The sequence below is a fragment of the Bradyrhizobium sp. ISRA442 genome, assembly GCF_038085055.1.
Taxonomy (GTDB): domain Bacteria; phylum Pseudomonadota; class Alphaproteobacteria; order Rhizobiales; family Xanthobacteraceae; genus Bradyrhizobium.
Genome location: NZ_JALGCN010000001.1, coordinates 64,201 through 89,225, shown reverse-complemented (window position 1 = coordinate 89,225; position 25,025 = coordinate 64,201). Strand labels below are relative to the sequence as shown.

Here is a 25,025-nt window from a genome sequence, read left to right as displayed (position 1 = left end):
CGCGGGGAGGTTCCAATCCGATGAGGTCCATTGCGTTCGCCGACTTCCTCATCGGCTTAGGCATCCTGTTCGTGCTCGAAGGCTTGTTGTTCGCGGCAAGTCCGGCCTGGATGCGCAAGGCCATGAAGAGTGCGCTTGCCACGCCCGACCATATCCTGCGAGCAGTCGGGATCGCTTCGGCGGTGGCCGGGTTGATCCTGATCTGGGTTATGCGACGCCCCATTTAGGCTCCGCGCCAACGCCAAAGTGAAGCCTTGGGTCGGCTTTTCGCCGTATTATCCGGCTCTTGAGGCCCGTTAACCTCCGTGCTTGCGCCGTCCCCCCGTTCGAGCGCAGTCTGGAGCCGAATTCTTTCTCTGGAGATCACAATGACCGCTGCCACCATTGCCCCGACCCGCTTGCGCCATTGCGTGCGACTTGGGCTGGCCGCGCTCGCCATCGGCGCTTTCAGCGCGTTCGGCTCGCCGGCCTACGCGCGTGGGCCGGAAGGCATCGCCGATGTCGCCGAAAAAGTGATCGACGCGGTCGTCAACATCTCGACCTCGCAGACCGTCGAAGCCAAAGGCGGCGGCAGCAACACCATGCCGCAACTTCCGCCCGGTTCGCCCTTCGAGGAATTCTTCGACGACTTCTTCAAGAACCGCCGCGGCCCCGGTGCCGGCAAGGGCGGCGAGCGCGGCGACAACGGGCCGCCGCGCAAGACCAATTCGCTCGGCTCGGGCTTCATCATCGATACGTCAGGCATCGTGGTGACCAATAACCACGTCATCGCGGATGCCGACGAGATCAACGTCATTCTCAACGACGGCACCAAGATCAAGGCCGAGCTCGTCGGCGTCGACAAGAAGACCGACCTCGCCGTGCTGAAGTTCAAGCCGACCAAGCCGCTCGTTGCTGTGAAGTTCGGCGACTCCGACAAGCTACGTCTCGGCGACTGGGTGGTCGCGATCGGAAATCCGTTCAGCCTCGGCGGCACCGTGACCGCAGGCATCGTCTCGGCCAAGAACCGCGATATCTCCTCTGGCCCTTATGACAGCTACATCCAGACCGACGCCGCCATCAACCGCGGCAATTCCGGCGGCCCGCTGTTCAACCTCGAGGGTGAGGTCATCGGCGTCAACACGCTGATCATCTCGCCCTCCGGCGGCTCGATCGGGATCGGCTTCGCGGTGCCGTCGAAGACGGTCGCAGGCGTGGTCGACCAGCTCCGCCAGTTCGGCGAACTGCGCCGCGGCTGGCTCGGTGTGCGCATCCAGAGCGTAACGGACGAGATCGCCGAGAGCCTCAACATCAAGCCCGCACGCGGCGCGCTGGTCGCCGGCGTCGACGACAAGGGTCCGGCCAAGCCGGCCGGCATCGAGCCGGGCGACGTCGTCGTCAAGTTCGACGGCAAGGATATCAAGGACCCGAAGGATCTGTCGCGCGTCGTCGCCGACACCGCGGTGGGCAAGGAGGTCGACGTCGTCATCATCCGCAAGGGCCAGGAAGACACCAAGAAGGTCACGCTCGGCCGCCTTCAGGATCCGGAAAAGGTGCAGGCCGCGGTGAAGACCGAGGAGCCGCCGCCCGAGAAGCCGGTGACGCAGAAGGCGCTCGGCCTCGATCTTGCGACGCTGAGCAAGGATCTGCGCACGCGCTACAAGATCAAGGACAGCGTGAAGGGCGTGGTCGTCACCAATGTCGACGCCAACTCGGATGCCGCCGACAAGCGGCTTTCCGCCGGCGACGTGATCGTCGAAGTGGCGCAGGAGGCCGTGTCGAGCGGCGCCGACGTCCAGAAGCGCATCGACCAGATCAGGAAGGACGGCAAGAAGTCGGTGCTGCTGCTCGTCTCCAACGGCGAGGGCGAGCTGCGGTTCGTCGCGCTGAGCGTGCAGTAGGGAAGGCGCTCAGCCCCATACTCACTGTCATGCCCCGCGAAAGCGGGGCATCCAGTACGCCGCGGCCTCTCAATATCTCGCACTGTCTCTGGAATACTGGATCACCCGCCTTCGCGGGTGACGACGCCGGAGGGGGCGTCAGGCTTCCACAAACTCGTCCCGCCGATACCCCTGCGCATACAAGAGCGCGGTGAGATCGCCGTGGTCGACCCGCGCGGCCGCTCCCGCGGCGACCGCAGGCTTCGCATGATAGGCAACTCCCAGCCCCGCCGCCTGGATCATTGCGAGGTCGTTGGCGCCGTCGCCGACCACCAGCGAGTCGATGTCGTCGAGATCGAACGACTCCATCAAGTCCACCAGCGTCGCAAGCTTTGCGGCTCGGCCCAGGATCGGTTCCTTCACCTCGCCGGTGAACTTGCCGTCGCGCACGACCAGCTCGTTGGCGCGGTTCTCCTGGAAACCGATCTTGGCGGCGACCGCGCGCGTGAACAGCGTGAAGCCGCCGGAGACGAGGCAGGTATAGGCGCCGTGAGCGCGCATGGTCGCGACCAGCGTGCTGCCGCCCGGCGTCACCGTGATGCGCTTCGCCAGGACCTCGTCGACCACGCTGGCGGGAAGGTCCTTCAACAGCGCGACGCGTTCGCGCAACGCCGGCTCGAACTCAATCTCGCCGCGCATTGCGCGCTCGGTGATGCCTGCGACATGCGCCTTCACCCCGACAAGATCGGCGAGCTCATCGATGCATTCCTGGCCGATCATGGTGGAATCCATGTCGGCCAGAAAAAGCTTCTTGCGCCGGAAGCCGACCGGTTGCACGACGATGTCGATGGGGAGGTCGCCGCGGATTTCGCGCAACCGCTGTTCGATGGCGTGACGGTCGCGTTCGAGGTTACTGTCGGCGCCGAAGGGAATGTCGACCGCGACCCCGTCGAACAACCAGTGCGCCGGTTCTGCCCTGGGCAGCACGGCGCGGGCGCCGTCGACGATGGTGGAGTCGAGCGCGGGATTGGCGGGATTGCAGATCAGCGTGGCGACGAGGGACATTTGAGGTTTTCGTGAGCGAGGAGCATCCGAGCAAGGCCGTGCTTATCGCAGGCCCGACCGCCAGCGGCAAGTCGGCGCTGGCGCTCGAGCTTGCGCTTGCCGGCGGCGGCGTCGTCATCAATGCCGATTCCATGCAGGTCTATCGCGACCTGCGCATCATCACGGCGCGGCCCACGCGGAGCGACGAGGCGCGCACTCCGCACCGCCTCTATGGCCATGTCGACGCGGCCGTGAATTTCTCGGCTGGCGCTTGGGTGGCCGATGCGGCGAAGGTCCTTGAAGAAGCGCAGGCGCAGGGCCGCCTGCCGATCTTCATCGGCGGCACCGGGCTCTATTTCAAGGCGCTGACGGTGGGGCTCTCCGTGGTGCCGCCGATCCCCGCCGAAGTGCGCGAGGATGTGCGCGCACGGCTGGAGCGGAACGGCGTTGAGGCCCTGCATGCGGAACTTGCGGCTCGCGATTCCCGCGCGGCGGAGCGATTGAAGGTCCGCGACCGCACCCGCATTGCGCGCGCGCTCGAGGTGGTCGAGGCGACCGGCCGTTCGCTGCTCGACTGGCACCACGAGGGCCATCCGCCGCTGCTGCCCAAGGACAGTTTCCGCGCGGTGTTTCTCGCGCCCGAACGCGACGAACTCTACGCCCGCATCGACGCCCGCTTCGATGCCATGTTGGGCGGCGGCGCGCTCAAGGAGGTGGAGCGGCTCGCCGCTCGCCGTCTCGATCCGCTGCTGCCCGCCATGAAGGCGCATGGCGTGCCGGCGCTAATCAGACATCTGCGCGGCGAGCTCAGCCTGGAAGAGGCTGCCAGCATCGGCCGCGCCGACACGCGTCACTACGCCAAGCGCCAGTTCACCTGGTTCCGGCACCAGCTCCCGGAATTCGAGTGGGTGAAGCCGGAGGAGGCGAGGGGCTGGCTCGCCGCGGCCGTCAAATCCGCGCGGGACGGGAATTGATGGAAGTCGTTCCGGGAGCCCGCGCAGCGTGAGCCCGAAACCCAAAACTCCAAGTTTGTGTGGCAACGACCGCCGGCCGCCCCTTCGCGCCCCATCAGGGACCGTGGTCATGAAATCAGGTCTCGATGCTCCTGCGTCGCGCTTCGCGCGGCGCGATCCCGTCGCGTCGCCCGGAATGACGCAGGATTGTTTGGCTGCGCCACAATTTACCTCTCGCCGAACCGCAAGAACGCCGCTACACTGCCAAAATCGCGCGGGAATGGCCGCTTTGCCTTGACATCCAGGCTTTGGCCGCTATGTTTCGCGCAACCTTTGGGAAGCCGAGCGCCTGCTATGCGTAACATTATTACCGTACTCCTTATCGCCGTCGTACCCAGGCACACCGCCGGGGGTGGCTAGCTGCCATCCACAAGACAGGCGGTGTGCATGGGCCCTCTTCGGGGCCTTTTTTATTTCCCGAACAGACTTGAAAGAAGCCGCTGACAACAGCGCATCCGGAGCAAGCCAATGACCGACAAGAGCCACGATCCAAACCAGATGACCGGCGCCGCGATGATCGTTCGCGCGCTCATCGATCATGGCGTCAAGGACGTCTTCGGCTATCCCGGCGGCGCGGTGCTTCCGATCTATGACGAGATCTTCCAGCAGAGCGAGGTCCAGCACATCCTGGTCCGCCACGAGCAGGGCGCCGGCCACGCCGCCGAAGGCTATGCGCGCTCGACCGGCAAGCCGGGCGTGGTGCTGGTGACCTCCGGCCCCGGCGCCACCAACATGGTGACGCCGCTCACCGACGCGCTGATGGATTCCATCCCTCTGGTCTGCATCACCGGCCAGGTGCCGACCCATCTGATCGGCAACGACGCGTTCCAGGAGTGCGACACCGTCGGCATCACCCGTCCCAGCACCAAGCACAACTGGCTGGTGCGCGACGTCAATGATCTCGCAAAGGTGCTGCATGAGGCCTTCTATGTCGCGACCTCCGGCCGCCCCGGTCCGGTGCTCGTCGACGTGCCGAAGGACGTGCAGTTCGCGACCGGTACCTATCATCCGCCGCGCAAGTCCGACGTGCACAGGTCGTATGCGCCGCGCGTGAAGGGCGATGCGACGCAGATCCGCAAAGCGGTCGCGCTGCTCGCCAATGCCAAACGTCCCGTGATCTACAGCGGCGGCGGCGTCATCAATTCCGGTCCCGAGGCGACCAAGTTGCTGCGCGAGCTGGTCGAGGTCACCGGCTTTCCGATCACTTCGACGCTGATGGGCCTCGGTGCCTATCCGGCGTCGGGCAAGAACTGGCTCGGCATGCTCGGCATGCACGGCACTTACGAAGCCAACATGACCATGCATGATTGCGACGTCATGCTGTGCGTCGGCGCGCGCTTCGATGACCGCATCACCGGCCGCGTCGATGCGTTCTCGCCGGGCTCGAAGAAGATCCACATCGACATCGACCCGTCCTCGATCAACAAGAACATCCGCGTCGACGTGCCGATCATCGGCGACTGCGGCAACATCCTCGGCGACATCCTCCAGGTGTTCAAGGCTGAGGCCAAGAAGCCCGACATCAAGGCGTGGTGGCAGCAGATCGCGCAGTGGCGCGCCCGGAACTCGCTGTTCTACAAGAAGAGCAACGACGTCATCCTGCCGCAATATGCGATCCAGCGCCTGTTCGAACTGACGCGCGGCAAGGATACTTACATCACAACCGAGGTCGGCCAGCACCAGATGTGGGCGGCGCAGTTCTTCGGCTTCGAGGAGCCGCACCGCTGGATGACCTCGGGTGGTCTCGGCACCATGGGCTACGGCCTGCCGGCTGCGGTCGGCGTGCAGGTGGCCCACCCGGATAGCCTCGTCATCGACATCGCGGGCGATGCCTCGGTGCAGATGACGATCCAGGAGATGTCGACGGCGGTCCAGTACGAGCTGCCGATCAAGATCTTCATCCTGAACAACCAGTACATGGGCATGGTGCGGCAATGGCAGCAGCTCCTCCATGGCAACCGGCTGTCGCATTCCTACTCCGAAGCGCTGCCGGATTTCGTCAAGCTCGCGGAAGCCTATGGCGGCGTCGGCATCCGGGCGCACAAGCCCGCCGATCTCGACGGAGCCATCAAGGAGATGATCTCGGTCAAGCGCCCGGTGCTGTTCGACTGCCGCGTCGCCGCGCTCGAGAATTGCTTCCCGATGATTCCCTCCGGCAAGGCGCACAACGAGATGCTGTTGCCGGAGCAGGCGAACGACGAAGCCACGGCGACCGCGTTCGCCGGCGGCAAGGCGCTGGTGTGATGAGGCCGGACACAAATTCCACTGTCATCGCCCGGCTTGACCGGGCGATCCAGTACGCCGCGGCGTCTCGATCGATCTCGGGCGTCTCTGGAATACTGGATTCCCGCCTTCGCGGGGATGACCAAAATGAGAGAAGGCCGACGGGAAGCCAATATGTTTGATCTCCGCGAGCTCGAGCGCGCACATGCGATCGTGGGGCAGGCGGTGCCGGCGACGCCGGCGCACGCCTGGCCGCTGCTTAGCCAGCGGCTCGGCACGCCGGTCGTGGTCAAGCACGAGAACCATACGCCGATCGGCGCCTTCAAGGTGCGCGGCGGCCTCGTCTATCTCGAACGGCTGAAGCGCGAACGGCCGAATACACCCGGCATCATCTCGGCGACGCGCGGCAATCACGGCCAGAGCCTTGCGTTCGCGGCAAGCCGGCACGGCGTGCCGGCCGTGATCTACGTGCCGCGCGGCAACTCGGTCGAGAAGAACCGGGCGATGAAAGCCTTCGGTGCCGAGCTGGTCGAGCACGGCGAGGACTTCCAGGCCGCGCGCGAGGAGGCCGAGCGCCGCGCGCAGTTCGCCGGCCTGCACATGGTGCCGTCGTTCCACGCCGACCTGGTCCTGGGCGTGGCGACCTATGCGCTCGAGCTGTTCAGGGCCGCGGCTGATCTCGACATCCTCTACGTGCCGATCGGGCAGGGCTCTGGCATCTGCGGCTGCATCATGGCCCGCGACCTCCTCGGCCTGAAGACCGAGATCGTCGGCGTGCAGTCGACGGAAGCGCCGTCCTACGCGCTGTCGTTCGCAGCCGGCACGATCGTGACGACCGAAACCAGCAACACGCTGGCCGACGGCATGGCGACGCGCATTCCGGATGCGGAAGCGCTGGCGCTGATCCGCAAGGGCGCCTCACGCATCGTAGAGGTCATGGACGACGAGGTCGCCGCCGCGATCCGCGCCTACTGGACCGACACGCATAATCTCGCCGAAGGCGCCGGCGCGGCCGCGCTCGCCGCGGCGCTGCAGGAAAAGAGCAAGCTCGGGGGCAAGCGGGTGGGTCTCGTGCTCTCGGGCGGCAATATCGATTTCGACCTGTTCCAGCGGTGGGTGATGGCGGAGTCGACGGCGAGCCAAAGGGTGGTTGCATGATGAGCCGAGCACTCAGCAGGAATTCCGCTGTCATCGTCCGGCTTGACCGGACGATCCAGTACGCCGCGGCGGTCGTGAGAATCTCTGGCGCCGGTGATTACTGGATGCCCCGCTTTCGCGGGGCATGACGAGAAAGAATAGAGGGGACGACAATGAACCAGCCCGCATCCGCCTATTTCATCGAGGATCGTCACGATCCCAACGAGACGCACACGCTCTCGGTGCTCGTGCAGAACGAGCCCGGCGTGCTCGCGCGCGTCATCGGCCTGTTCTCGGGGCGTGGCTACAACATCGAGAGCCTCACGGTCTCGGAGACCGAGAGCCAGAAGCATCTCTCGCGCATCACCATCGTCACCACTGGCACGCCGATGGTGATCGAGCAGATCAAGCATCAGCTCGACCGCATGATCCCGGTCTATCGCGTCGTCGACATGACCTTGACCAAGCGCTCGATCGAGCGCGAGCTGGCGATGGTGAAGGTGCGTGGGCAGGGCGAGCACCGGGTCGAGGCGCTCAGGCTGGCGGACGCGTTCCGCGCCCGGGTGATCGACGCGACGACCGAGAGTTTCGTGTTCGAGATCACAGGCAACACGGACAAGATCAATCAATTCATCGACCTGATGCGTCCACTCGGCCTTGTCGAGGTGTCGCGCACCGGCGTTGCCGCGATCGGTCGCGGGCCTGAAGGGATGTGAACCATGCTGGCGCGCGACTGGTACTACAACGAGCGGAACCGGATGGGCATCGAGCCCGCGGTGGCTTCGATCTATGACAGTCATGACGATGCCGATTTGCGCGCGCGCGCCGCGCTGAAAATGCTCGGGGTACAGCGGGGCTGGCGGATCGCCGACATCGGCTGCGGCAACGGCGTGCTCGCGACCGAAGCCGCGCTGATGGGTGCGGAAGTCGACGCCATCGACATCTCGCCGGCGATGCTGGCGCTCGCCGAGATCTATGCCCGCGACCGCAAGGCAAAGGTCGCGACGCAATCGGCGGGCCTGCTCAGCTTCTCCTACCGGCCGGAATCCTACGACCTGATCGTCAGCGAGTTCACGCTGCACCATTTGCCGGATTTCTGGAAGGCGGTGGCGATATCGCGGATCTATCGTGCGCTGAAGCCGGGCGCGAGCTTTTATCTGCGCGACATCGTCTTCGCTTCGACGCCTGATGCGCTCGAGCGGGACGTCGAGCAATGGGCCGACTTCCAGATCAAGAACCACGATTTCTCGCGCGAGAGTGTGGTGACGCATATGCGCGACGAATATTCCACCTTCGGCTGGGTCATGGAGCGGATGCTGACCGACGTCGGCTTCACGCTGGTCTCGGCCGACTACCACGCCCCCATGCACGGCACCTATCTCCTGAGCAAACCCAATTCTTCTACGTAATGGCCGGCGAATAAGCCTGGACGAGCACAACACAGCGGCGCGACAGAGCAGAACAAGAACAATGAAGCCGGCCGACATCCTCATCGCCGTCTTGGTGGCGATTATCTGGGGCCTTGCCTTCGTGGCGAGCCGGATCGCGCTCGACGAGTTTTCGCCGGAATTGATGACGGCGATGCGCTTCATCATCGCAGCGGTACCGTGCCTGTTCGTTCGTAAGCCGAAGATCGCCTGGTCGCTTCTGATCGCAATCAGCTTCACGCTGTTCCTCGGCCAGTTCCTTGCCCAGGCCTATGGCATCGCCCATGGCGTGCCGGTGGGGCTGACCAGCGTCATCGTGCAGAGCCAGGCGCTGTTCACCATCGGCTTTGCCGCGATCGCGTTCGGCGAGCGGCCGACGCCGATGCAGGCCCTTGGCGTCGGCATCGCCGCGGCGGGCCTTCTGATGATCTGCGGCACCGTCGGCCATGATTTCAGCGTCGGTGCCTTCGCGGTGCTGATGATCTCGCCGATCTGTTTCGCCGTTGGCAATCTCCTGCTGCGTGGTGCCCGCGGTGTGCCGATGTTCGACCTGTTCGCCTGGCTGTGTCTCACCTCCGCGGTGCCGCTGTTCGCCCTCGCCCTGGTTGTCAACGGGCCGGTGCCGACCTGGCAGTCGTTGATTCATATGTCGCTGACCGGCCTCGTCTGCCTGCTGATGGTCGGCGCCATCTCCACCAGCATCGCCTATTGGCTATGGGGCCGGCTGCTGCGCGATTATCCCGCCGCCCAGGTGGTGCCGTTCGCGTTGCTGGTGCCGTTCGTCGGCTCGGCGGCTTCCAGCATCGCATTCGGCGAGACATTCGGACCGCTGCGCCTCGCCGGCATGCTTACCGTTATCGGCGGCATCGCCGTGATGCTGCTGGCCGGGCGTCCGCAGAATTTGCCGAAGACAGCGTGAGGCGCAGATGTCCCAGTCGCTGCTCTATGCCTTCATCATCTTCGCCGTCGTGATGTTCTTCACGCCGGGGCCGAATAACATCATGCTGTTGTCGTCGGGGCTGACCTACGGCTTCCGTCGCACCATCCCGCACATCGCCGGTATCACCATCGGCTTCGCCTTCATGGTCGGGGCGGTGGGTCTTGGGCTCGGCACCGTGTTCCTGGCCTATCCGATCCTCCAAACCATCCTGAAATATGCCGGCGCCGCCTACCTGATCTATCTCGCCGCGGCGATCGCGCTGTCCGGGCCGGCCAAGCCGGGCGAGGAGAGCCGCCGCGGCCCGATGACCTTCTGGGGCGCGGCCATGTTCCAGTGGATCAATGCCAAAGGCTGGGTGATCGTGATCGGCACCATCACCGCCTATGCCGCCATCGCCCAGTTTCCACTCAACATCGCCATCCAGACCCTGATCAGCCTGCTCGTGGGCACGGCCTCGACGGTGGTCTGGGCCCTGTTCGGGACCGCACTGCGGCCGGTCCTGACCTCCGAGCGGCTGGTTCGCGCCTTCAATATCCTGATGGCGGTCCTACTGCTGGCTTCGCTCTACCCCGTCTTCATGGATGCATGATGCCGCACTTGTCCATGCAGAAACGGGTTTCCCAGGGGCCCCAAAATGCTCTAGACAGCCCCCGAAATCCGCAAATTTCACCGTCCGAGACCTGACCAACGGCCGATTCCGGCCCCCAATGAGGAAACGACTATGCGTGTTTATTACGATCGCGACGCCGACCTGAACCTGATCAAGGGCAAGAAGGTCGCCATCGTCGGCTACGGCAGCCAGGGCCACGCCCATGCGCTGAACCTGAAGGACTCCGGCGTCAAGGAGGTGGCGATTGCGCTGCGCAAGGGCTCGGCCTCGGCCAAGAAGGCGGAGAACGCCGGCTTCAAGGTGATGGAAGTCGCCGAGGCCGCCAAATGGGCCGACCTCGTCATGATGCTCACCCCGGACGAGCTCCAGGGCGACATTTACCGCGAGCACCTGCATGACAACATGAAGAAGGGCGCAGCGCTGGTCTTCGCGCACGGCCTCAACGTCCACTTCAACCTGCTCGACCCGCGCGCCGACCTCGATGTGCTGATGATCGCCCCGAAGGGCCCCGGCCACACCGTGCGCTCGGAATATCAGCGCGGCGGCGGCGTGCCCTGCCTGATCGCGATCGCCAAGGACGTCTCGGGCAACGCCCATGACCTCGGCCTGTCCTACGCCTCCGCCATCGGCGGCGGCCGCGCCGGCATCATCGAGACCACCTTCAAGGAGGAGTGCGAGACCGACCTGTTCGGCGAGCAGGTGGTGCTCTGCGGCGGCCTGGTCGAGCTGATCAAGGGCGGCTACGAGACCCTGGTCGAGGCCGGCTACGCGCCGGAGATGGCCTATTTCGAGTGCCTCCACGAGGTGAAGCTGATCGTCGACCTGATCTATGAAGGCGGCATCGCCAACATGAACTACTCGATCTCCAACACCGCCGAGTATGGCGAGTACGTCACCGGGCCGCGTATCGTCACCGCGGAGACCAAGGCCGAGATGAAGCGCGTTCTCGCCGACATCCAGGGCGGCAAGTTCGCCCGCGACTGGATGCTCGAGAACAAGGTCAACCAGACCTCGTTCAAGGCGACCCGCGCCAAGCTCGCCGCCCACCCGATCGAGGAAGTCGGCGCCAAGCTGCGTGACATGATGCCCTGGATCAAGAAGGGCGCGCTGGTCGACAAGAGCAAGAACTAACGGCCACGCCGTCGTTCCGGGGGCGCGAAGCGCGCCCGGAATCTCGCTCCACGTTCTCCAGATTCCGGGTTCGCGACTGCGTCGCGGCCCGGAATGACGGGTGAAACAAGAGCTTCACTCGCCAAACCAAATCTTAAGTCTTCGCGACTACAACCGGCGCGAGATCGCAGACCACGGTCTCGCGCTTCCTTCCCGGCATAAGCGCTGGTGCTTCAATCAAATTCTTCGATGTTGAAGCGCATCCTCAAGATCAAGAACTGACGCTTAAAGCACATTCTTGGTCGTGCGCTGTTTCCGAGGCCTTTGCCTCACTTCTAGAATCCCTAAAAGATCAGCGACTTCAGAGTCTAGGATTCGACTCTTCATCTTCGCCGTGATCGTGCGCAAGAAGTGCGCGAAGGCGGCTTTGTGCGGCTCATCATCTTAAGAGCTGACGTTCGATCGCGCTTCTTGGTCTTGGTTGCGGACGCGCGAGGGTCTGCATCCGGTTCACCCAGCGGCGGGCAGCGTTGCGCCCGGTTCCCTTTCCGCTGCATGATTGGGCAAGCTCGCCGAAAACGGCCTGCCGGCCGAGCGGATCGCCGAAATCGTGTTTGAGGCGCTCACCGCCGCGAGGCCCAAGGTGCGATACCAGATCACGCCGGACCCGATGCGACACCTGATGGGTGCGACGCTGCCCAAGCGCGCGCTCGACCAGATCACCGGCAAGCAACTCGGCCTGCTGCGACGGTAAGGCGAGCGCTCTAGCCGGCCGGGATCAGCTACTTCGCCCACTGTTCGCATCGCCGCTGGAGCCATGCAGGCCGTGACTGCCGATCCGGGCCTCGCCCTTCGAGACGTTCGCTTCGCGGGCGCCTCAGGGTGAGAGGATGGCGGGGGGATAGAGTGGGTCCGGGCGCGCGAGGTATGCGGCCCTTCGCCGCCCGTTCACATTAAGCGAAGGTCGCAGTGCTGCCTGCGTTGCCTCTCCCTGATCGTTCCATTACAGTTTTATGACACGGCGCGCTCCGGCTGCGCCGGACGCCCTGGCGGTCAGCAGGCCGGCTAGAGGGGGCATCACCGCGCCGGACCGTGTTCAGCGTGTGTCGATGGCGTCCGCGCCCAATCCAGGTCCTTCCGCCGCCACTGCCGTATTGGCGAGCGTCGCCGCACTCGGCATCTGGCGCCTGCTGGCGGTCGCCGCTCCACATCTCGCAGCGCTTGCGCTGATGTACAAAACCGAGTCGGATTTCGGCTCGCGGCTCTCCTTCGTCCTCGCCTGGGGAATCCTCAACTTCTTCTGGATCACGCTGCTACGGCGCCCCGCGCTGTCGGGCGCCTTGTCGCTGACCTTGGTCGTCGTGCTCGTGCTGCTGTCACGGCTCAAGCACGACGTCGTGCAGATGACGGTGAACTTCATCGACCTGATGATGATTGACCGCGACACCGTCGCGTTCCTGTTCACGATCTTTCCGAACCTGCGCTGGTCGGTGATCGGAGCCGGCCTCGTCACGCTGCCGCTGATGTATGCGCTGTGGTGGCTCGATCCGTTCCGCATCCGTCGCCTGCCGGCGTTCGCCTGCAAGCTCGCCTGTCTCGCAGCACTGGTCGGCTACTCGGTCAGCCATCCCGATGAAGCCTGGCGCGGTTACTACGACGACGGCTATCTCTCGAAGTTTTTCCGCTCCGGCGTTACGGCTGTGTCCGACTTCGTCCAATACGGCTTCATGGAGTCGGCCGGCGCGACCAGCGAGCGGCTCAACATGCCGCTGGTCGACGCCTGTCATCCCGCGGGCCGGCGGCCGAACATCATCATGATCCATGATGAATCGAGCTTCGACATTCGTGCCGCGCAAGGCATCAAGGTGCCGCCCGGCTATGGCGGCCATTTCAAATCCTATGACGGCAAGGAGCGTACTTTCCTTGCCGAGAGCAATGGCGGGCCGAGCTGGTTCACCGAGTACAACGTGCTTGCCGGCCTCTCCTCGCGCTCGTTCGGCCGGTTCGCCTACTTCGTCACCCGCCTGGCATCCGGCCGCGTCGAGCGCGGCCTGCCGCTGGCGCTCCGCCGCTGCGGCTATGATACCATGTCGCTCTATCCGGCCTTCGGCGCCTTCATGAGCGCGCGCAGCTTCCAGCTTACGACCGGCATCGAGCGCTTCTACGATGCGAAGGATCTCGGCGCCAGGGACGTCGAGCCCGACAGTTTCTTCTACGACAAGGCGCTTCAGTTGATGGGCGAGCGGCCGCCGAACAAGCCGCTGTTCACCTTCATCTATCTCGGCGCCAATCATTTCCCCTGGGAAACGCGCTTCCGTCCGGACCTGATGCCGAACTGGCGCGCGCCGGGCAATACGCCGGCCATCGACGAATATCTGCGCCGGCAGGCGATGAGCGCGGAGCAGTACAAGACCTTCGTTGCTGGCCTCAAGAAGACGTTCCCGGGCGAACCCTTCCTGATCGTGCGTTACGGCGACCATCAGCCGGAATTCGCGCCGCAGATTCTCGAGCCCGGGCTGGACGAAGGCGGCATCGGCAAGAAGCTCGACGCCTATGACCCGCGTCTCTACGCGACCTACTACGCGATTGATGCCGTCAACTTCGAGCCGGTGAAGAGCAAGGCCGTGATGGACACGATCGACGGTGCGTATCTGCCGCTGGTGATCCAGGAGGCCGCCGGCATTCCGCTCGAACCGTCCTTTGCCGAGCAGAAGGAGATCATGCTCCGCTGCAACGGCGTTTTCTACGGCTGCAATGGCGGCACCGAGGCGCGCCGCCTCAACCGCCTCCTGATCGACGCCGGCATGATCCACGGGCTCTAGCCCCTCGCGTCCACTGCGGATTATATCGTATTACGATATTTTAATCTGCCGACCGCATGGCCTGATTTCAAACTAAAGTCTGAGGCGAAAGCGCCTGAAATCACCGACTTGTAATTGGCGCGGCGCTTCGTTTCCCAAACTTTGTCACGATTGCTTCCATCATCCGACCCGCCGCCACCTTCGTCTTTTCGGCGGCGCGTTGTCCGTCCCTGGTCCACCTTTCCTTGCAGGAGTATCATCCATGCGAGCGCTTGATGCTGCGCGTCTTGCATTTGCCCTCATGCTGCTCGGCCCCGCCGTCCATGCCGCCGAGCCGGCGCATGACATCAAGGGCCTCTATCTCATGACCGACTATCCGGCGGTCACGGTGCGGCCGGGGACCACCACCAATATTTCGCTGCGCCTGCAGGACTACGGTCTCGCGCCGGAGCGCTACCAGCTTTCGGTCGCAGGCGTGCCGAGCGGTTGGACCGCGACGGTGCTCGGCGGCGGCCAGCCGGTCGGGGCTGCGATGCCGGCGCCCGACGGCAGCGTCGCACTCCAGCTCAGGCTCGACGTTCCCGCCGGCGGCGATCTCAGCGGGCATACGCTCACGGTCAAGGCCGAGGGGCAGGGCACGACCGCCGAGCTTCCGATCGCGGTGTCGCTCGCCAAGGAGCTGCCCGCAAAGCTGACCGTGAAGTCCAGCCTGCCGTCGCTGCGCGGCAGCCCGAAATCCAATTTCGACTACACGCTCTCGATCAAGAACGATTCGGGCCGCAACCTCGTCACGAGCTTCGCCGCCGAAGCGCCGGCCAATTTCGAGACCTCGTTCACCGAAGCCTATGGCACGCAGGAGCTGTCCTCGATTCCGATCGATGCCGGTCAGTCCAAGGACATCAAGCTGAAAGTGCGTCCGCCCAGCACGGTCGACGCCGGACATTTCCCGGTGAAGGTGACGGTGAAGGCGGAGGATGCCTCGGCCTCGACCGAACTCGCGCTCGACGTGGTCGGCGAGCCGCAGCTCCAGATCTCCGGCCGCGACGGTCTGTTGAGCGCGCGCGCGGTCGCGGGAAAGCAGAGCTCGATCCCGATCGTCGTGACCAACACCGGCACGGCGCCGGCCGAGAACATTGCGCTGGCCGGCACCGCGCCGAGCGGATGGAAGGTGACGTTCGAGCCGGCGACGATCGATCGGCTTGTCCCCGGCAAGGACAGCGAGGTGCAGGCGCTGCTCACGCCCAGCGAAAAGTCGCTGGCCGGCGATTACCAGACCACCATCCGCGCCACCTCGAAGGGTGAAAACGCTTCGAGCCAGTTCCGGATCACCGTCGGCACCTCGACGGTGTGGGGCGTGGCGGGCGCCGGCGTCATCGGCGTCGCGCTGTTGTTGATGCTGGGCGCAGTCGCGAGGTTCGGACGGCGATGAGCGAGCAACAGAGCGAGACCAAGAGTCCGCCGTGCGTTCCTGTCATCCGCGCGCATAGCCTGACCAGGCGCTACGGCAACACCGCGGTCGTTGATGCCATCGACCTCGACATCGCCCGAGGCGAGGTGTTCGGCCTGCTCGGCCCGAACGGCGCCGGCAAGACCACGACCATCCTGATGATGCTCGGCCTGACCGAAATTTCATCGGGCGAGGTCAGCGTGCTCGGCTTCAATCCGGCGCGCGAGCCGCTGAAGGTCAAGCGGCGCGTCGGCTATCTGCCTGATGCGGTCGGCTTCTATGACCAGCTCACCGCCGCCGAGAACCTCGCCTACACCGCCAAGCTGATGGGCCTCGCGCGCACCGAGCGCGCGCGCCGGATCGAGCAGGCGCTGTGGCGCGTCGGCCTTGCGGACGTTGCCTCAAGGCGGGTCGCGACTTTCTCGCGCGGCATGCGGCAGCGGCTGGGACTGGCCGAGATCATCATGAAGCGCGCCGAGATCGCGATCCTGGACGAGCCGACCTCCGGGCTCGACCCGCAGGCGACCCAGGAATTCCTCGGATTGATCGGGGAGCTGAAGGCCGAAGGCGTCACCGTGCTGCTGTCGTCCCACATGCTCGACCAGGTGCAGCGCATCTGCGATCGCGTTGCGCTGTTCAAGGCCGGTCGCATCGTGCTGATGGGTGCGGTGCCGGAGCTGGCGGTGAAGGTGCTCGGTGCGGGCTTTGTCGTCGAAGTCGAGGCCGAAGGGCTCGGCATCGCCCGGCGGCTCGCGATGATCCCCGGCGTGACCCAGGTCGAGACGCTCGCCACCGATCGCTTCCGCATGACCGCGGAGCGCGACGTGCGGCCGGATGCGGCGCGGGCCGTCGTCGCCGTCGATGGAGCCTTGCGCAAATTGTCGGTCGACGAGCCGAGCTTGGAGGCGATCTACGCGCGCTATTTCCAGGCCCAGCCCACGGGAGACGTGCGTCATGCGGCGTGAGGGATCACCGTTCCAGGGTCTGTCCACCGTGTTCGTCAAGGAGCTGGCCGATCACGTCTCCAGCATCCGCATGCTGATGCTGGAGCTCTTGATCGTCTTCACGGCGCTCGCCGCGCTGTATGAGGCGATTAACAGCCTGCGCCAGAACACCGCCGAAGATCCCTTCCTGCTGCTGCGGCTCTTCACCATCGATCAGGCGCCGATGCCGTCCTTTGTCGCCGTGCTCGGATTCCTCATTCCGCTGATGGCGATCGGGCTGGGCTTCGATGCCGTCAACAGCGAGCACAACCGGCGGACGCTGTCGCGCATCCTGGCGCAGCCGATCTATCGCGATGCGCTGCTGATGGGGAAGTTTTTGGCAGCCCTTGCCACCATCGGCATCAGCCTCGCCGCATTGTGGCTGCTGGTGATCGGCCTCGGCCTGATCTTCCTCGGCGTGCCGCCCGGCGGCGAGGAGATTGCGCGCTCGCTGGTGTTCCTGGTCGTGGCGATCTTCTATGCCGGCGTCTGGCTCTCGCTTGCGATGCTGCTCTCGATCGTGTTCCGCTCGCCTGCGACGGCGGCGCTGGTCTCGCTCGGTATCTGGCTGTTCCTGACCGTGCTCTGGCCGATGCTCGCCCCCGCCGTCGCGCAGGCGATCGCACCGGCGGATCCGCGTTACGCGCTGCTTGGCCTGAACGATCCGGCGACGACGGTCTGGACCCAGGAGCTGCTCCGCCTGTCGCCCAACGATCTGTTCGGCGAGGCCATGCTCGCGGTGTTGTCGCCGACCACACGCGCGCTCGGCCCGGTCTTCCTCGACCAGCTCCGTGGCGCCGTCATGGGTGCGCCGCTGCCTTTCGGCGAAAGCGTCATGATCGCCTGGCCGCAGACCGTCGGCCTGATCGCCGGCACCATCGTGCTGTTTGCATTCGGCTACGTGCTGTTCCAGCGACAGGAGGTGAGGGCGTGAGGGAGCGCGGAGCGGACCGTCTGCGACGCTGTGTGCACGATTGAAGTGTGCCGCGATGAAAGCGCGCCTTGAGCACACTGCGGCTCCCTCCCCCGCAAGGGGGGAGGGAACGGAGAGAGTTGGATTTGGGGCTACACTACTTCGTCCCGACCTTCTCCCACAGCCACTTCGCCACCGCCTCGGGCGACGAATTCGCATCATTGCCGCTGGCGCGCAGGTTTGCGTCCCGCATCGTGGCGATGTCGATCTTGCCGATCAGCGGCTTCAAGGCCGCCTTGAGCCGTTCGTCCCCGGCGCGCTTCGGTGCGAGCAACAGGATGGCATCGTAAGGCGGGATCGCATGCCTGGGATCGTCGAGCGCGATGAGGTCGTATTTCGCGATCAGTCCGTCGCTGGTATAGCCGGCGATCACGTCGACCTCGCCGCTTGCGACAGCCGCGTACATGAAGTCCGGCTGCATCTGGCGCTGGGCGCGGAAGGTGAGCCCGTAAGCCTGTTGCAGCGCTGCCCATTCCGGACGTGAGAAGAATTCGTAATCGCCGGCAATCGACATGGGCGGCGCATGTGCGGCGAGATCGGCGATGGTGCGGATATGAAGCGCCTCGGCGCGCTTTCTCGGCATCACCAGCGCATAGGCGTTCTCGAAGCCGAGCTCGCCGAGCAGGGTGATGTTGTCTCTCGCAAGCGCCGTCTTCAACTCCGACAACAGCTCCCCGCGCGACTTGATATCCGTGCGGTGCAACTGGTTGGCCCAGAGTGTGCCGGAATAGTCGACATAGAGGTCGATGTCGCCGGCCCTCAGCGCCTCGAAGATCACGTTCGAGCCGAGGCCGGAGCGCGAGGTCGCAGCCAGGCCTGCGGCCTCGAGGCGCTGCCTCATGAGGGCCGACAGGACATATTGCTCGGCGAATGTCTTGGCGCCGACGACATAGCTCGAAGAGGAGCGCCCCATCGACGGCACCAGCGTCGCAACCACCAGCGCCGCAAGGCCGACGCCGCCGAGCCCGGCGCGCAGGCGGCTGCGGTTGTGCAGGCCGCTCTCGATCAGGCCGAGCAGTTGGTCGACGGCGAGCGCCAGCAGTGCAGAAGCAAAGCAGCCGAACAACACGAACACCCAGTTCTGGGTCTGCAGCCCGGCGAAGATGTAGTTGCCGAGGCTGGTCTGTCCGATCGGTGTCGACAGCGTCGCCGTCCCGATCACCCACACCGCGGCGGTGCGGATGCCTGCCATCATCACCGGCAGCGCCAGCGGCAGCTCGACCATCACGAGGGACTGTCGCGCGGTCATGCCGACGCCCTTGGCGGCCTCGAGCAGGGCCGGGTCGATGCCGTTCAGCCCGGTGATGCCGTTGCGCAGCACCGGAAGCATCGAATAGAGCGCCAAGGCCAGCATCGCCGGCAGGAAGCCGAAGGCCGAGAAGGAGACGCCGAACCAGGCGAGCGTCACGGCGGCAGCCGCAAGCAGCAGCGGATAGAACAGCGCCAGCAGCGCCAGTCCGGGTACGGTCTGCACGATGCTGGCGAGCGCAAGCAGGACGCCGCGTGGCGCCGGGCGGTTGCGCGTCAGGATCGCCAGCGGCAGGCTGACGATCAGCCCCAGCGCCAGCGCGGCGAGGCTCACCCGGACGTGGTTGCCGAGATAGTCGGGCAGATGCGACAGCGCTTCGCCCCAGCGTGGATCTGTGAGCAGGCTCATGCCGCACCGCCGTGTGGCAACAGCGCGTTTAGCCGCTCGACCTGGCGCCGCGGCGTGCGCAGGAGCTCCAGCACATAGGCATCGCCGCTGCCGGCAAGCTCGGCTGGCGTGCCCTGCGCCAGCAGCTTTCCACCGCGCATCACCGCGATGCGGTCGGCGAGCAGGATCGCCTCCGTCATGTCATGGGTGATCATGACGGTGGTCAGCCCGAGCTTCTGATGCAGGGTCCGGTAGTCATCGCCAAGCGCGTCGCGGGTCAGCGGGTCGAGCGCCCCGAACGGCTCGTCCATCAGCACGATGCGGGGCCGCGCCGCGAGCGCCCGCGCCACGCCGACGCGCTGGCGCTGGCCGCCGGAGAGCGCTTCGGGCAGCCGGTCGCGGTGGGCGCCGCGGTCGAGCTGCACGAGCCCCATCAGCTCATCGACGCGCGATGCGATCTCCGGCGCCGACACGCCCAGAAGTTTCGGCGTGATCCCGATGTTATCCGCGACGCTCAAGTGAGGGAACAACCCGCCGCTCTGGAAAACGTAACCGATCCGCCGCCGCAGCGCGACCGGATCGACCGTGCCGATATCCTCGCCCTCGACCGTGATCGTGCCACCATTCGCATCGATCAACCGGTTGGCCAGCCGAAGCAGCGTCGTCTTGCCCGAGCCCGAGCTGCCGACAACAGCCACCAACTCGCCCTCGGCGATGTCGAGCGAGACGCCGTCCACGGCGGTGACGGGGCCGAAGCTCTTGGTGACGTGCGCATAGCCGATCATGGGCCTGGAGGGCATCTGGCGAGACTCGCTTCGCTAACCCGCCCTGGAAGGGAGGGAATGACGAGCCTTATGCGTACCACGCCTGGCGGCTTGATTGAACTTGGCCGCGCGAGAGGCTAAGCCATCGATCGAGGTTCGGAGGACACACATGACAACGCCCACGGCGGTGGCGCTCGAGAATGCGAAGGTTGCATTTCGGCTGGGAGACGGGCGGGTCTATACCGCGGTGGAGAAGGCCCATCTCACCGTGGCGCAGGGCGAGTTCGTCGCCATCGTCGGTCCGACCGGCTGCGGGAAATCCACGCTGCTCAACGTTGCGGCAGGCCTTTTGAAACCGGCCGCCGGCAGCGTCAAGATATTCGACCGGCCGCTGGCTGGCCTCAATCGCGATGCCGGCTACCTGTTCCAGGCCGATGCGCTGTTCCCCTGGAAGACGGCGCTCGACAATGTCGCGATCGGGCTCGAGATCAAGGGCACGCCGCGCACTGAGGCGCTGCCGCGCGCGCAGAAATGGCTCGCATCGGTCGGCCTCGGGGCGTTCGCGGGCCGCTATCCGCACATGCTCTCCGGCGGCCAGCGCAAGCGCGTCGCGCTGGCGCAGGTCCTGATCCGTGATCCGAAAATCCTCCTGATGGACGAGCCGTTCGGGCCGCTCGATGCTCAGACCCGGCAGGTAATGGGCAATCTGCTGCTCGACCTCTGGAACGCCGATCGCAAGGCCGTGCTGTTCGTCACCCATGACCTCGAAGAGGCGATCGCCCTCGCCGACCGCGTCGTGATCATGTCGGCGGGGCCGTCCTCACGCATCATCAGCGATTGGCGCGTGACGCTGCCGCGCCCCCGAGACATCTTCGAGGTGCGGCTGGACAAGGAGTTTCACGCACTCCATCGCGAGATCTGGAGCGTGCTCAAGGACGAGGTGATGAAGGGCTACGCGCAATCCACCCAAGCGGCGGAGGCGGTCTGATGTCGCGTGTGACGCTGCTGGCGCTGCAAGTCCTGGTCGCGATCGTCTGCATCGCGCTGTGGCAGGTATTGTCGACTGTGCCCGTGTTCGGCAAGATCCTCCTGCCGCCGTTCTTCTTCTCCAACCCGGTCGACGTGTTCAGCCAGATCGTGAAGTGGTTTGCGAGCGGCGTGATCTGGAAGCATCTCGCAATCACGCTCTGGGAATCCATCCTCGCCTTCGTGATCGGCTCGCTCGGCGGCGTCCTGGTCGGCTTCTGGTTTGCGCGCCAGCCGCTGGTCGCCGCGGTGTTCGACCCCTACGTGAAAATGGCCAACGCGCTGCCGAGGGTGGTGCTGGCGCCGATCTTCGCGCTGTGGCTGGGCCTCGGCATCTGGTCCAAGGTCGCGCTCGGCGTGACGCTCGTGTTCTTCATCGTGTTCTTCAATGTCTACCAGGGCGTGAAGGAGGTCAGTCGCACCGTGCTCGACAATGGCCGCATGCTCGGCATGAGCGAGCGGCAGTTGATGCAGCACGTCTATTGGCCGTCCGCATTGTCGTGGATGTTCTCCTCGTTGCACACTTCCGTCGGCTTCGCCGTGGTCGGCGCCGTGGTCGGCGAATATCTGGGATCGGCGGCGGGCCTCGGCTATCTGATCCAGCAGGCCGAGGGTGTGTTCGACGTCGCCGGCGTGTTCGCCGGCATGTTCGTGCTGTCGGCCTTCGTTATCCTGATCGATATGGGCGTGACGCTGGTGGAACGACGCCTTTTGGTGTGGCGGCCGGCCGCCGCGGACGGGCGAGCCTAGAAGTGACAAGGCTTGAATGAATCGATGCGAGCCGTGGACACAGTGCGCCGTCCGGCGCTTCTCAAGCCTGTCGCGCTGCTCTATGGTGCCGCAGCCGAACGGAGGAAACCAATGAAGAACACGATAGCCAGGCTCGCCGGCGCGCTGCTCGCGCTGACGCTCACCACCGGTCTTGCCGCAGCGCAAAGCAAGGTGACCATAGCGGTCGGCGGCGGTGCCTGCCTGTGCTACCTGCCGACGGTGCTGGCAAAGCAGCTCGGCGAATACGAGAAGGCCGGGGTCAATGTCGAATTAGTCGATCTCAAGGGCGGCTCGGATGCGCTCAAGGCCGTGCTCGGCGGCAGCGCCGACGTTGTCTCCGGCTATTTCGACCATTGCGTCAATCTGGCGGCCAAGAAGCAGGAACTGCAGGCCTTCGTGGTCTATGACCGCTACCCCGGCCTCGTGCTTGTGGTCGCGCCCTCGCACACGAACGACATCAAGTCGGTCAAGGATCTCGCCGGCAAGAAGGTCGGCGTCAGTGCGCCAGGTTCCTCCACCGACTTCTTCCTGAAGTATCTCCTGAAGAAGAACGGGCTCGATCCCGCCGGCACCGCCGTGATCGGCGTCGGCCTCGGCGCCACCGCCGTCGCCGCGATGGAGCAGGGGCAGATCGATGCGGCGGTGATGCTCGATCCCTCCGTGACCGTGCTCCAAGGCAGCCATAAGGACCTGCGCATCCTCAGCGACACCCGCACCCAAAAGGATACGCTCGAGACGTTCGGCGGCGAATATCCGGGCGGCGCGCTGTACTCGACGGCGGCCTGGGTTGCCGGCCACGAGAAGGAAACGCAGGCGCTCACCAATGCCATCCTGAGCACGCTCGCCTGGATCCATTCGCACTCGCCGGAGGAAGTCATGGCGAAGATGCCGGAGGAGATGGTCGGCAAGAACAAGGATCTCTATCTCGCCGCCCTCAAGAACACGATTCCGATGTTCTCAGAAACCGGCAAAATGGACCCGAAGGGCGCCGACGCGGTGCTCGCGGTGTTCAGCGTCGGCTCGCCGGAGGTAGCGAACGCCAAGATCGACGTCAGCAACACCTTCACCAACAAGTTTGTCGACCAGGCCAAGAAGACCACCGGAGCGAATGCCAAATAACTGACGTGAAGGCGTGCTAGTCGATCCGTCATGACATCGTTGGTCATTCATCGCGTCACGACGCTTGATCTTGCCGTGCGTCCGCTTCCGTGGCCGTTCGCGCAGGAGCGGCGCGCCGAGATCGATGCGCATTTCGCCGACAAGCAGCGCGAACGGCCGCGGATATGGAACGGCCGCGTCTTGCTTGGGCGCGACCCCGCGTTCTCGGACGGCCATTTCGCCGCAACCTATTTCGAGACAGGCTTTGCCAGCTTCCTTGCCTGGCGCGACTGGGGTTTTCCCGACGCAGGCGTGTTCAACGGCTTCGGCATGGGCGCGCTTCGCGCCTCGGATGGCGCCTTCGTGATGGGCGAGATGGGGCAGCATACGGCCAATGCGGGCCGCATCTATTTCCCTTCGGGCACGCCCGACCTCGACGATGTCAGGGACGGCGCGCTCGACATCCCCGGCAGCGTCGTCCGCGAGATCGAGGAGGAGACCGGCCTGACCGCCGCCGACTACGAGGCGGAGGCCGACTGGCACTGCGTGGTCGCCGGGCGAGCGATTGCGATGCTGAAGATCCTCCACCTGGACATGCCGGGCGAGGCAGTCCGCGCCCGGATCGAAGCCAATCTCGCTGATCAGGCCGAGCCCGAGCTTTCGGCCATCCATCTCGTGCGCGGGACGAGTGACCTCACGCCGAGCATGCCGCGTTTTGTCACGGCCTTTATCGAGCAGCAGTTCGCCGCGCGCTGACGCGCAAGGCTTGACATCGCATCGCTCAGCCCATGTGATGGGCAAAAAAGCAAAACAAGAAGACTGCAATGCACAATCGTCCAGGGAGGTTTAGATGCGCCTGCGCATGGCTGCCCGCTTGGTACGTGGGCTGTTCGTCGCGATTGCGGCAATGGGCTTGGCGGTGTCCGCCCAGGCCCAGGAGAAAAAGATCAAGATAGGCGTGATTTTCGACCTGACCGGGCCGCTCGCCGGCGGCGGGTCGGAGCTCGAATATATCGGCGTCAAGATCATCCTTGACCAGTTCAGCAAGACCGGCGTCGAGGGCTACAAGGTCGAGGCGGTCTACGCCGACGCGCAGAGCAAGCCTGACATCGCCATCAACGAATCCGTCCGCCTGCTCGAGCAAGAGAAGGTCGACATGGTGCTCGGCTTCTTCTCCTCGGCGCAATGCGTGCCGGTAGCCGCCCGCGTCGAGCAGCTCAAGAAGTTCATGTGGATGACGACCTGCATCTCGTCCGCCGTGTTCAACGACAAGAACTACAAATACGTGTTCCGCCCGCAGGCGAGCGGCGACCAGTTCGGCATGATGACGATGGACTTCATCGCGCAGAACGCGAAGGAGAAGTTCGGCAAGGAGCCGAAGGACCTGCGCGTCGCCATCATCCACGAGGACGGCGCCTACGGCGTCGACGTCTCCAAGGGCAACGAGGCCGGCGCGAAGAAGGCCGGCTTCAACGTCGTGCTGAAGGAAGGCTATTCGGCGACCGCGCCGGACCTGTCGGCGCTGGTGACCAAGCTGAAGCGCGCCAGGCCCGACGTGATCTTCCACACCGGCTACAATCCGGACATCACGCTGTTGCTGCGCCAGGCTCGCGAGCAGGGGTTGAAGTTCGGCGCGCTGATGGGACATGGCGCCGGCTACGGGGTCTATGAGAAGCTGAAGGAGGGTCTCGGCGCGGACGCCACCTACATCTTCAACACCGATCCGATCTCGATCTGGCTCGCCAACCAGAAGACGATGGACCCGAAGCTCGCGCCGGTCATCAAGATGGTTGGCGAGGAGTTCGACAAGATCAAGCCCGGCGTCGCCATCCGCTCGGCCCATGTCGGCATCGGCGCCTCCAACACCTACGTCTTCATGAACGACGTGCTGCCGCGCGCGATCAAGAAGTATGGCGGCGTCGATCCCGATGCGTTGCGCAAGGCGGCGCTCGACACCGATATCCCGGAAGGCGGCACGATGCTCGGCTTCGGCGTCAAGTTCTATGGGGAGGGGACGCCGATGGCCGGCCAGAACGAGCGATCGTTCCCCGTCGTCATCCAGTATCTCGACGATAAGTCCTATGTGGTGTGGCCCAAGAGCCAGGCGCAGCGCGAGGCCGTGCTGCCGCTGCCCAAGGGCACCACCTACAGCAACCAGTAGCG

General features: G+C 64.9%; 22 protein-coding genes and 1 pseudogene. 20 read left to right on the top strand and 3 right to left on the bottom strand.

Going from position 1 to position 25,025, the window contains the following annotated elements; translation table 11 throughout:
- The first annotated feature begins 20 nt into the window (after positions 1-20).
- Both MTR72_RS00385 and MTR72_RS00380 read left to right on the top strand, forming a co-directional pair.
- Complete coding sequence (locus MTR72_RS00385; protein WP_279375764.1) at positions 21-227, top strand: DUF2065 domain-containing protein; 207 nt, start codon at positions 21-23, stop codon at positions 225-227.
- Between the two features lie 141 nt (positions 228-368).
- Positions 369-1,880 (top strand): Do family serine endopeptidase, encoded by a 1,512-nt coding sequence (locus tag MTR72_RS00380; protein ID WP_341509930.1) that lies wholly within the window; start codon positions 369-371, stop codon positions 1,878-1,880.
- A 138-nt stretch (positions 1,881-2,018) separates the two neighbouring features.
- On the opposite strand, the gene serB is transcribed toward MTR72_RS00380, so the two are convergent.
- A complete protein-coding gene (serB, locus tag MTR72_RS00375; RefSeq protein ID WP_280965748.1) occupies positions 2,019-2,924 on the bottom strand; it encodes a phosphoserine phosphatase SerB in 906 nt (301 codons plus the stop codon).
- Between the two features lie 11 nt (positions 2,925-2,935).
- On the opposite strand from serB, the gene miaA reads away from it, so the two are divergent.
- The 13 genes and pseudogenes from miaA to MTR72_RS00310 all read left to right on the top strand — a co-directional run bounded on the left by miaA (position 2,936) and on the right by MTR72_RS00310 (position 17,528).
- Positions 2,936-3,877, top strand: coding sequence for a tRNA (adenosine(37)-N6)-dimethylallyltransferase MiaA (gene miaA, locus MTR72_RS00370; protein WP_341509929.1), 942 nt, complete (start codon positions 2,936-2,938; stop codon positions 3,875-3,877).
- 507 nt (positions 3,878-4,384) lie between these two features.
- Positions 4,385-6,160, top strand: coding sequence for an acetolactate synthase 3 large subunit (locus tag MTR72_RS00365; RefSeq protein ID WP_341509928.1), 1,776 nt, complete (start codon positions 4,385-4,387; stop codon positions 6,158-6,160).
- 153 nt (positions 6,161-6,313) lie between these two features.
- The gene (locus tag MTR72_RS00360) at positions 6,314-7,297 is read left to right on the top strand and encodes a threonine dehydratase (protein ID WP_341509927.1); all 984 of its coding nucleotides are present in this window, start codon (positions 6,314-6,316) and stop codon (positions 7,295-7,297) included.
- 152 nt (positions 7,298-7,449) lie between these two features.
- Entirely contained in the window at positions 7,450-7,992 is a 543-nt protein-coding gene (ilvN, locus tag MTR72_RS00355; protein WP_014493064.1) for an acetolactate synthase small subunit, read from the top strand.
- A gap of 3 nt (positions 7,993-7,995) precedes the next feature.
- Positions 7,996-8,685, top strand: a complete 690-nt coding sequence (locus tag MTR72_RS00350; protein ID WP_341509926.1) for a class I SAM-dependent methyltransferase — start codon at positions 7,996-7,998, stop codon at positions 8,683-8,685.
- A 61-nt stretch (positions 8,686-8,746) separates the two neighbouring features.
- Positions 8,747-9,622: an EamA family transporter gene (locus MTR72_RS00345; RefSeq protein WP_341509925.1), complete on the top strand. Its 876-nt coding sequence runs from the start codon at positions 8,747-8,749 to the stop codon at positions 9,620-9,622.
- 7 nt (positions 9,623-9,629) lie between these two features.
- Entirely contained in the window at positions 9,630-10,232 is a 603-nt protein-coding gene (locus tag MTR72_RS00340; RefSeq protein ID WP_341509924.1) for a LysE family translocator, read from the top strand.
- A gap of 132 nt (positions 10,233-10,364) precedes the next feature.
- Positions 10,365-11,384, top strand: a complete 1,020-nt coding sequence (ilvC, locus tag MTR72_RS00335; protein WP_063705004.1) for a ketol-acid reductoisomerase — start codon at positions 10,365-10,367, stop codon at positions 11,382-11,384.
- Positions 11,385-11,931: 547 nt separating this feature from the next.
- Positions 11,932-12,117, top strand: a pseudogene (locus tag MTR72_RS00330) (oxidoreductase); the annotation flags it as partial.
- 355 nt (positions 12,118-12,472) lie between these two features.
- A complete protein-coding gene (locus MTR72_RS00325) occupies positions 12,473-14,185 on the top strand; it encodes a sulfatase-like hydrolase/transferase (RefSeq protein ID WP_341509923.1) in 1,713 nt (570 codons plus the stop codon).
- Between the two features lie 241 nt (positions 14,186-14,426).
- The gene (locus MTR72_RS00320; RefSeq protein ID WP_280965740.1) at positions 14,427-15,593 is read left to right on the top strand and encodes a COG1470 family protein; all 1,167 of its coding nucleotides are present in this window, start codon (positions 14,427-14,429) and stop codon (positions 15,591-15,593) included.
- The gene (locus MTR72_RS00315; RefSeq protein ID WP_341509922.1) at positions 15,590-16,576 is read left to right on the top strand and encodes an ABC transporter ATP-binding protein; all 987 of its coding nucleotides are present in this window, start codon (positions 15,590-15,592) and stop codon (positions 16,574-16,576) included. The genes MTR72_RS00320 and MTR72_RS00315 overlap by 4 nt, the downstream gene beginning before the upstream one ends.
- The gene (locus MTR72_RS00310; RefSeq protein WP_341509921.1) at positions 16,566-17,528 is read left to right on the top strand and encodes an ABC transporter permease; all 963 of its coding nucleotides are present in this window, start codon (positions 16,566-16,568) and stop codon (positions 17,526-17,528) included. The genes MTR72_RS00315 and MTR72_RS00310 overlap by 11 nt, the downstream gene beginning before the upstream one ends.
- A 136-nt stretch (positions 17,529-17,664) precedes the next feature.
- On the opposite strand, the gene MTR72_RS00305 is transcribed toward MTR72_RS00310, so the two are convergent.
- Positions 17,665-19,224 carry a glycine betaine ABC transporter substrate-binding protein gene (locus MTR72_RS00305; protein WP_341509920.1) on the bottom strand — a complete coding sequence of 520 codons (1,560 nt, stop codon included), beginning with the start codon at positions 19,222-19,224 and terminating at the stop codon, positions 17,665-17,667.
- The gene (locus tag MTR72_RS00300) at positions 19,221-20,003 is read right to left on the bottom strand and encodes an ATP-binding cassette domain-containing protein (protein ID WP_280965736.1); all 783 of its coding nucleotides are present in this window, start codon (positions 20,001-20,003) and stop codon (positions 19,221-19,223) included. The genes MTR72_RS00305 and MTR72_RS00300 overlap by 4 nt, the downstream gene beginning before the upstream one ends.
- A 133-nt stretch (positions 20,004-20,136) precedes the next feature.
- On the opposite strand from MTR72_RS00300, the gene MTR72_RS00295 reads away from it, so the two are divergent.
- The 5 genes from MTR72_RS00295 (at position 20,137) to MTR72_RS00275 (ending at position 25,023) form a co-directional block, all read left to right on the top strand.
- Complete coding sequence (locus MTR72_RS00295; RefSeq protein ID WP_341509919.1) at positions 20,137-20,955, top strand: ABC transporter ATP-binding protein; 819 nt, start codon at positions 20,137-20,139, stop codon at positions 20,953-20,955.
- Positions 20,955-21,743, top strand: a complete 789-nt coding sequence (locus MTR72_RS00290) for an ABC transporter permease (RefSeq protein ID WP_280965734.1) — start codon at positions 20,955-20,957, stop codon at positions 21,741-21,743. The genes MTR72_RS00295 and MTR72_RS00290 overlap by 1 nt, the downstream gene beginning before the upstream one ends.
- Before the next feature lie 111 nt (positions 21,744-21,854).
- A complete protein-coding gene (locus MTR72_RS00285) occupies positions 21,855-22,883 on the top strand; it encodes an ABC transporter substrate-binding protein (RefSeq protein WP_341509918.1) in 1,029 nt (342 codons plus the stop codon).
- A gap of 30 nt (positions 22,884-22,913) precedes the next feature.
- Positions 22,914-23,618, top strand: coding sequence for an NUDIX hydrolase (locus MTR72_RS00280; protein WP_341509917.1), 705 nt, complete (start codon positions 22,914-22,916; stop codon positions 23,616-23,618).
- 94 nt (positions 23,619-23,712) lie between these two features.
- Entirely contained in the window at positions 23,713-25,023 is a 1,311-nt protein-coding gene (locus MTR72_RS00275) for an ABC transporter substrate-binding protein (RefSeq protein ID WP_341509916.1), read from the top strand.
- The last annotated feature ends 2 nt before the right edge of the window (positions 25,024-25,025 follow it).

What these genes read in the sequence shown, in the direction of transcription:
- MTR72_RS00385 (WP_279375764.1), top strand. Translation starts at nt 21, where the DNA reads ATGAGGTCCATTGCGTTCGCCGACTTCCTCATCGGCTTAGGCATCCTG.
- MTR72_RS00380 (WP_341509930.1), top strand. Translation starts at nt 369, where the DNA reads ATGACCGCTGCCACCATTGCCCCGACCCGCTTGCGCCATTGCGTGCGA.
- serB (WP_280965748.1), bottom strand. Translation starts at nt 2,924, where the DNA reads ATGTCCCTCGTCGCCACGCTGATCTGCAATCCCGCCAATCCCGCGCTC.
- MTR72_RS00365 (WP_341509928.1), top strand. Translation starts at nt 4,385, where the DNA reads ATGACCGACAAGAGCCACGATCCAAACCAGATGACCGGCGCCGCGATG.
- MTR72_RS00360 (WP_341509927.1), top strand. Translation starts at nt 6,314, where the DNA reads ATGTTTGATCTCCGCGAGCTCGAGCGCGCACATGCGATCGTGGGGCAG.
- ilvN (WP_014493064.1), top strand. Translation starts at nt 7,450, where the DNA reads ATGAACCAGCCCGCATCCGCCTATTTCATCGAGGATCGTCACGATCCC.
- MTR72_RS00350 (WP_341509926.1), top strand. Translation starts at nt 7,996, where the DNA reads ATGCTGGCGCGCGACTGGTACTACAACGAGCGGAACCGGATGGGCATC.
- MTR72_RS00345 (WP_341509925.1), top strand. Translation starts at nt 8,747, where the DNA reads ATGAAGCCGGCCGACATCCTCATCGCCGTCTTGGTGGCGATTATCTGG.
- MTR72_RS00340 (WP_341509924.1), top strand. Translation starts at nt 9,630, where the DNA reads ATGTCCCAGTCGCTGCTCTATGCCTTCATCATCTTCGCCGTCGTGATG.
- ilvC (WP_063705004.1), top strand. Translation starts at nt 10,365, where the DNA reads ATGCGTGTTTATTACGATCGCGACGCCGACCTGAACCTGATCAAGGGC.
- MTR72_RS00325 (WP_341509923.1), top strand. Translation starts at nt 12,473, where the DNA reads ATGGCGTCCGCGCCCAATCCAGGTCCTTCCGCCGCCACTGCCGTATTG.
- MTR72_RS00320 (WP_280965740.1), top strand. Translation starts at nt 14,427, where the DNA reads ATGCGAGCGCTTGATGCTGCGCGTCTTGCATTTGCCCTCATGCTGCTC.
- MTR72_RS00315 (WP_341509922.1), top strand. Translation starts at nt 15,590, where the DNA reads ATGAGCGAGCAACAGAGCGAGACCAAGAGTCCGCCGTGCGTTCCTGTC.
- MTR72_RS00310 (WP_341509921.1), top strand. Translation starts at nt 16,566, where the DNA reads ATGCGGCGTGAGGGATCACCGTTCCAGGGTCTGTCCACCGTGTTCGTC.
- MTR72_RS00305 (WP_341509920.1), bottom strand. Translation starts at nt 19,224, where the DNA reads ATGAGCCTGCTCACAGATCCACGCTGGGGCGAAGCGCTGTCGCATCTG.
- MTR72_RS00300 (WP_280965736.1), bottom strand. Translation starts at nt 20,003, where the DNA reads ATGCCCTCCAGGCCCATGATCGGCTATGCGCACGTCACCAAGAGCTTC.
- MTR72_RS00295 (WP_341509919.1), top strand. Translation starts at nt 20,137, where the DNA reads ATGACAACGCCCACGGCGGTGGCGCTCGAGAATGCGAAGGTTGCATTT.
- MTR72_RS00290 (WP_280965734.1), top strand. Translation starts at nt 20,955, where the DNA reads ATGTCGCGTGTGACGCTGCTGGCGCTGCAAGTCCTGGTCGCGATCGTC.
- MTR72_RS00285 (WP_341509918.1), top strand. Translation starts at nt 21,855, where the DNA reads ATGAAGAACACGATAGCCAGGCTCGCCGGCGCGCTGCTCGCGCTGACG.
- MTR72_RS00280 (WP_341509917.1), top strand. Translation starts at nt 22,914, where the DNA reads ATGACATCGTTGGTCATTCATCGCGTCACGACGCTTGATCTTGCCGTG.
- MTR72_RS00275 (WP_341509916.1), top strand. Translation starts at nt 23,713, where the DNA reads ATGCGCCTGCGCATGGCTGCCCGCTTGGTACGTGGGCTGTTCGTCGCG.